This is a genomic window from Streptomyces tricolor (assembly GCF_002155905.1).
Lineage (GTDB): Bacteria > Actinomycetota > Actinomycetes > Streptomycetales > Streptomycetaceae > Streptomyces > Streptomyces tricolor.
In genome coordinates, this window is record NZ_MUMF01000285.1 from 1 (window position 1) to 5,501 (window position 5,501).

A 5,501-nucleotide genomic window follows, 5' to 3' on the forward strand; every position below is an offset into this window, starting at 1 on the left:
GGACTGAGCGCCGTCGGGGGCTGCGGGAGGTGCTGGGGCGTGGGAGGGCGTGACCGACGGCCCTGGGGAGTCGGCGGCCTCGTCGGTGGCGGGGTGCGGGTTTGTCATGTTGTCATCCAGCGGTCCCTGAGGCCTGCCAGCACCGCGATCGACACGGCCAGCAGGACCAGGCTGAGAGAGATGGCGGCCTCGGGGTCGTTCTGGAGGGCGAGATAGACCGCGAGCGGCATGGTCTGGGTCCGGCCGGGGAAGTTGCCGGCGAACGTGATGGTCGCGCCGAACTCGCCGAGCGCCCGGGCCCAGGCCAGCACCGCGCCGGCCGCGATGCCGGGCGCGATCAGCGGCAGCGTGACACGCCGGAACGCGGTGAAGCGGGAGGCACCGAGCGTCGTCGCCGCCTCCTCGTAGCGCGGGTCGGCGGCGCGCAGGGTGCCCTCGACGCTGATGACCAGGAAGGGCATGGCGACGAACGCCTCCGCGATCACGACCCCGGTGGTGGTGAACGGCAGGGTGATCCCGAACCACGCGTCGAGCCACCTGCCGATGACACCGTTGCGGCCCAGGGCGAGAAGGAGAGCCACGCCGCCGACCACCGGCGGCAGGACGAGCGGCAGGGTGACCAGGGCGCGTACGAGGCCCCGGCCGGGGAAGTCCGTACGGGCCAGCAGCCAGGCCAGCGGCACTCCGAGGACGAGGCTGACGGCGGTGGCCGCGGTGGCGCTGACCAGGGACAGCTGGAGCGCCTGCCACACCTCGGCGCTGGTCAGCTGGTCCGGCAGGCTGCGCCAGGGCGCGCGGACCAGCAGGGCCAGCAGCGGCAGCAGCAGGAACGCCAGGGCCAGCACGCCCGGCAGCAGCAGCGGCAACGGTACCCCGCGCCGGCCACCCGGCACCCCGCGCCGGCCGCCCGGCACCCCGCGTCGGCCGCCCGGGCCGCCGCGGCGGCGTCGCGGCCGGTCCGGGCGTGGACCGGTCGCGGGACCGGGCTCGTCGAGCGAGGTCACGGCTTGAGGAACCCGGCCGCGCTCAGCACCTGCTGGCCCTCGGCGGACCGCACGAGGGCGATGAACGCCTTCGCGGCCTCGGCGTTCGGCGCGTTCTTCAGCAGGGCGATCGGGTAGTCGTTGATCGCCTCGGCGGCCTCGGGGAACTCCACGCCCGCCACCTTGTCACCCGCCGCACGCACATCGGTCCTGTAGACCACCGCCGCGTCGGCCTCCTTCAGCTCCACCTTGGTCAGCGCCCCCTTCACGTCCTGCTCGTAGGAGACCGGCGTGAGCTTGAGCCGGCCGGCGTCCAGGGCCTTCTGGGCGGCGGCACCGCACGGCACGGTCCTGTCGCACAGGACGACCTTCAGACCGGACTTGGTCAGGTCCTTCAACGAGGCCACCTGGTGCGGGTTGCCCGGCACGGTGGCGATCTCCAGCCGGTTGCGGACGAAGGTGGCCGGGGTGCCGGCCGTGCCCTCCTTGCCCGTCACCAGGGCCATGGTCGTGGGGCTGGCCGCGGCGAACACGTCCGCCGGGGCGCCGCCGGTGATGTTCGCGGCGAGGGTGTCGCTGCCGCCGAAGTTGAAGCTGACCTTGGTGCCCGGGTGCCGGTCCTCGAACTTCTTGCCCAGGGCCGTGAAGCTCTCCTTCAGGGAGGCCGCCGCGAAGACGGTGACCGTACCGGAGAGCTTCGGGGACGCCGACGTGTCTCGCGCGGTGGACGTGCCGGTGGTGTCCGAGGAGGAGGAACAGGCGCTGAGGGCCAGCAGGGCCGCGGCACCCGCAGCCGCCAGTCGCAGGGTCCGCCTGGTCCGGCGCACGGAACGGGTCATCACGGATCTACCTCTCGGTCTGTCGTACGACGCTCGCGCCCTGGTATGGCATGGCCGAGTGCCGGCCGTGCGGCGATGATACTGCCGCATCTGCCAGGTGGATGTCTGCTGTGGCATCGCATGAGCTGCTGAGGTGCGGGCCGCAGCTTGCATGTGCGTTTGTACGGCACTCCCGTGCGGGTGCGGGCGTCCGGGCTGGAGGTGGGGTGACGGATCAGGACCGGTCGATGTGCACGTTGGTGGACTTCACGCGTGCGGTGGCCTCCATGCCGACCTCCAGGCCCAGCTCCTCCACGGCTTCCCGGGTCAGCAGCGAGACGAGCCGGTGCGGGCCGGCCTGGATCTCCACCTGGGCGGCGACGTCGCCGAGCTTGATCGCGGTGACGATGCCGGGGAAGGCGTTGCGGACGGAGGTGCGCGGGGTCTCCTCCTCGCCGCCGCCCCCCTTGGCCAGTTCGACGGAGAACGCGGCGAGGTCCCTGCCGTCGATGAGCCGCCGCCCGGACTCGTCGCGGTGGGTGGCCACCCGGCCGGCGTCGGCCCAGCGGCGGGCGGTGTCCGGGCTGACGCCGAGCAGCCGCGCGGCCTGGCCGATGGTGTAGGACTGCATGCCGGTCACGATAGGGCCACGGGCCGGGAACCATGGATCAGGGGTTGGCCGTTGGGTATAACGCGATATAGCGTTAGTGGGCTGCTGCCGGTGCGGTGCTGTGCGGCGTTTCGGAGAGTCGGGTGCGGCCTCCTGCGGGAGCCGCCCGAATCGGGGGTGAGAGTGATGTCGGCCGAGCCGGTGCGGACGGGCGAGCCGTCCGGTCTGCGCGCCTCGCACGCGGACCGGGACCGGGTGGTGGAGGTGCTGACGGGGGCCGCGGCGGACGGCCGCATCTCGGCCGAGGAGCTGGACGAGCGGGTGGAGGCGGCGCTGTGCGCGCGCACGCTCGGGGAGCTGGCGGTGCTGACGGCCGACCTGCCGGAGGATCCCCGCGCGCTCCCGGCCAAGGAGGTCGTCCGGATCGAGCAGGAGGCCTCCTCGGTCACCCGGAGCGGGGTCTGGACCGTACCGCGCCGGATGGAGATCGAGTCGGCCTGGGGTGAGGTGACGCTGGACTTCAGCGAGGCGGTGATCGTGTACGACACCCTGCGCATCGACCTGGACATGCGCGCCGGCGCCCTGCGGCTGATCACCCGGCCCGGAATAATCGTGGACACCGACTCCCTGGTGATCGACTACGGGCGCACCAAGGTGCGGCCGGCCGGTGATCCCGGGGCGCCGACCGTGCTCCGGGTGGAGATACGGGGCAACCTGAGCATGGGGCAGCTGGACGTGCGGCCCCGGAGACGGTGGTTCGGCAGAAGGGCCGGGGCCCGGGTCCCGGACGCCGGGCCACGGCGGGCGAGCTTCTGACACCCGGGCCCTGAGGCCGCGCCTGGGCCGGGTCCTGTCTGCCCCCGGCTGCTCCTCCGCCCGGCTCCTCTTCCGCACCCAGCCGTGCCTGCCCCCGGCTGCTCCTCCGCCCGGCCGCCCTTCCGCCTGGCCGCGCCTGCCCGGCCGTTCCCCGGCTCGGCCCTGCCTCAGCCCGCGTGCACCCGCGGTCGGCGCTCCCGGTCCGGTTCCGCTTCCCGCAGGACCTCTCGGGTGACCGGGGCGACCTCGCCCTGGCCGAAGAGGAAGAAGCGGAGGAAGTTGGCGAACGGGTTGCCCTCGGTCCACTCGAAGTAGATGTGCGGGGTGCGGCCGGTGGCGTCACGGATGTGGAGGAGGAGCGCGGCGAGGGCGTTCGGGATGGAGGCGGACTCCAATGTCAGGACGCGGTAGCGGTCGTGCAGCACCTCACCGCGTACGGTCAGGCCCGCCTCGAACTCGGACGGGTCGGTGACCGTGACCTCGACGAAGACGAAGTCCTCCTGCTCGGGCAGGTCGTTGTCGGCGCGGATCTGCTCGATCTTGTCGCGGTACTCGGCCTTGTCGCGCCGGTCCGGCTCATTGGCTATGAACCGCATCTTGCGGCTCGCCATGTCGCGGATGAACCGTTCCGCCAGGGGGTCGAGCGACACGCTGGTCACGCGCAGCTCGAAGGCGCGGGCCAGCCGGGACAGCAGCGAGACCAGCATGATGCCCGCGATGAAGCAGGCGCCGATCTTCACGCCGTCCGGGCGTTCGATGACGTTCACGACGGTGGTGTAGAGGAACACCGCCGAGATGACGGCGAAGGTGAGGGTCCAGCCGCGCTGCCCCGCCTTGCGGGCGGCGATGGTGACGGCGATGGCGGCGGAGCTGATCAGGACCAGGACCCCGGTGGCGTAGGCGCCGCCCTGTTGGTCGACGTCGGCGTCGAAGATCCAGGTGACGAGGAAGGCGACCAGGGTGAAGACGATGACCATCGGGCGGACGGCGCGGGCCCAGTGCGGGGCCATGCCGTAGCGGGGCAGGTAGCGGGGCATGAGGTTGAGCAGGCCGGCCATGGCGGAGGCGCCCGCGAACCACAGGATGGCGATGGTGGAGACGTCGTAGACCGTGCCGAAGGCGTTGCCGAGGTAGGCGTGGGCGAGGTAGGCGAGCGCGCGGCCGTTGGCGTCGCCGCCCTCCTCGAACTCCTTCTCCGGGATCAGCAGGGTGGTGATGAAGCTGGTGGCGATCAGGAAGCAGCTCATGATCAGCGCGGCCGTGGTCAGCAGCTTCTTGGTGTCCCGGATCCGGCCCGCGGGGCGCTGCTCGGTGTCGCCCGGGCCGCCCTTCACATGGGGCATGACGGCGACGCCGGTCTCGAAGCCGGACAGGCCTAGGGCGAGTTTGGGGAACACGATCAGGGCGACGCCGATCATCGCGAAGACGTTGCCGTGCTGCGTGGTCAGGGCGCTGCTCCAGTCCGTGATCACATGCCCGGCGGTGACGACGTGCCAGAGACCGGTGATCACGACGACGAGGTTGAGCGCGAGGTACACGCCGACCAGGGCGACCGCGACACCGATCGCCTCCAGGAAGCCCTTGAGGAAGACCGCGCCGAGCAGCGCCACGAGGAACAGTGTGATCAGCATCTGCTGGCCGTGCAGGGCTTCCGACAGATGCGGGTTCTCCACCAGGTGGGTGGAGGCGTCGGCGGCGGAGAGGGTGATGGTGATCAGGAAGTCGGTCGCCGCGAAACCCAGCAGGGTGAGTACGAAGAGTTTGCCCTGCCAGAAGGAGAGCAGGCGCTCCAGCATCGCGATCGAGCCCTCGCCGTGCGGGCTCTCCTCGGCCACGCGGCGGTAGACCGGCAGGGCGCCGGCGAGGGTGACGACGACCAGCACGACGGTCGCGACGGGGGAGAGGAGGCCGGCCGCGAGGGCCGCGATGCCGGGCTGGTAGCCGAGGGTGGAGAAGTAGTCGACGCCGGTCAGGCACATCACCCGCCACCAGCGCTGGCCCTGGTGCGGAGGTTCCGGTTCGGCGTGCGGTCCGGTGTGGCCACCGCCCTTGCCCATGTCGGACAGGCCTTCCAGCATCCAGGTGCGCAATCGGCTGGTACTGGGAGGGCGCTCGGTCGTGGCCATCGGCGTGCTCCAGAGGTACGGCTCAGCTGTTGTCGGCCATCACGCGGACGGCCGCACCAGCGTAAGCAGAGCGTGACGCTTGGGCCTGTGATTCAAGGCGTGGGGAGGCGTCAAGCTTGCGTTAAAAATGGCGCGCGAGAGCCGGGGC

5 protein-coding genes are annotated in these 5,501 nt (G+C 71.6%); 1 reads left to right on the forward strand and 4 read right to left on the reverse strand.

The genetic code is table 11. From position 1 onward, the window contains the following. Positions 1-104 precede the first annotated feature (104 nt). From modB to CCN44_RS20980, 3 genes are all read right to left on the reverse strand, one after another. Positions 105-1,004, reverse strand: a complete 900-nt coding sequence (gene modB, locus CCN44_RS20970; protein ID WP_086698549.1) for a molybdate ABC transporter permease subunit — start codon at positions 1,002-1,004, stop codon at positions 105-107. Next, the gene (gene modA, locus CCN44_RS20975) at positions 1,001-1,822 is read right to left on the reverse strand and encodes a molybdate ABC transporter substrate-binding protein (RefSeq protein WP_086698550.1); all 822 of its coding nucleotides are present in this window, start codon (positions 1,820-1,822) and stop codon (positions 1,001-1,003) included. Before modA ends, modB begins: the two co-directional genes overlap by 4 nt. 214 nt (positions 1,823-2,036) lie before the next feature. After that, entirely contained in the window at positions 2,037-2,432 is a 396-nt protein-coding gene (locus CCN44_RS20980; RefSeq protein WP_189397312.1) for a TOBE domain-containing protein, read from the reverse strand. A 165-nt stretch (positions 2,433-2,597) separates the two neighbouring features. On the opposite strand from CCN44_RS20980, the gene CCN44_RS20985 reads away from it, so the two are divergent. After that, a complete protein-coding gene (locus CCN44_RS20985; RefSeq protein ID WP_086698551.1) occupies positions 2,598-3,227 on the forward strand; it encodes a DUF1707 SHOCT-like domain-containing protein in 630 nt (209 codons plus the stop codon). A 167-nt stretch (positions 3,228-3,394) separates the two neighbouring features. Here CCN44_RS20985 and CCN44_RS20990 read toward each other — a convergent pair whose 3' ends face one another. Then, on the reverse strand, positions 3,395-5,353 hold the full coding sequence (locus tag CCN44_RS20990) for an APC family permease (protein ID WP_086698552.1): 1,959 nt from the start codon (positions 5,351-5,353) through the stop codon (positions 3,395-3,397). Between the last annotated feature and the right edge of the window lie 148 nt (positions 5,354-5,501).

Excerpts from the sequence above, each read along its gene's own strand:
- CCN44_RS20980 (WP_189397312.1), bottom strand. The coding sequence starts at position 2,432 with ATGCAGTCCTACACCATCGGCCAGGCCGCGCGGCTGCTCGGCGTCAGC.
- CCN44_RS20985 (WP_086698551.1), top strand. The coding sequence starts at position 2,598 with ATGTCGGCCGAGCCGGTGCGGACGGGCGAGCCGTCCGGTCTGCGCGCC.
- CCN44_RS20990 (WP_086698552.1), bottom strand. The coding sequence starts at position 5,353 with ATGGCCACGACCGAGCGCCCTCCCAGTACCAGCCGATTGCGCACCTGG.
- modA (WP_086698550.1), bottom strand. The coding sequence starts at position 1,822 with ATGACCCGTTCCGTGCGCCGGACCAGGCGGACCCTGCGACTGGCGGCT.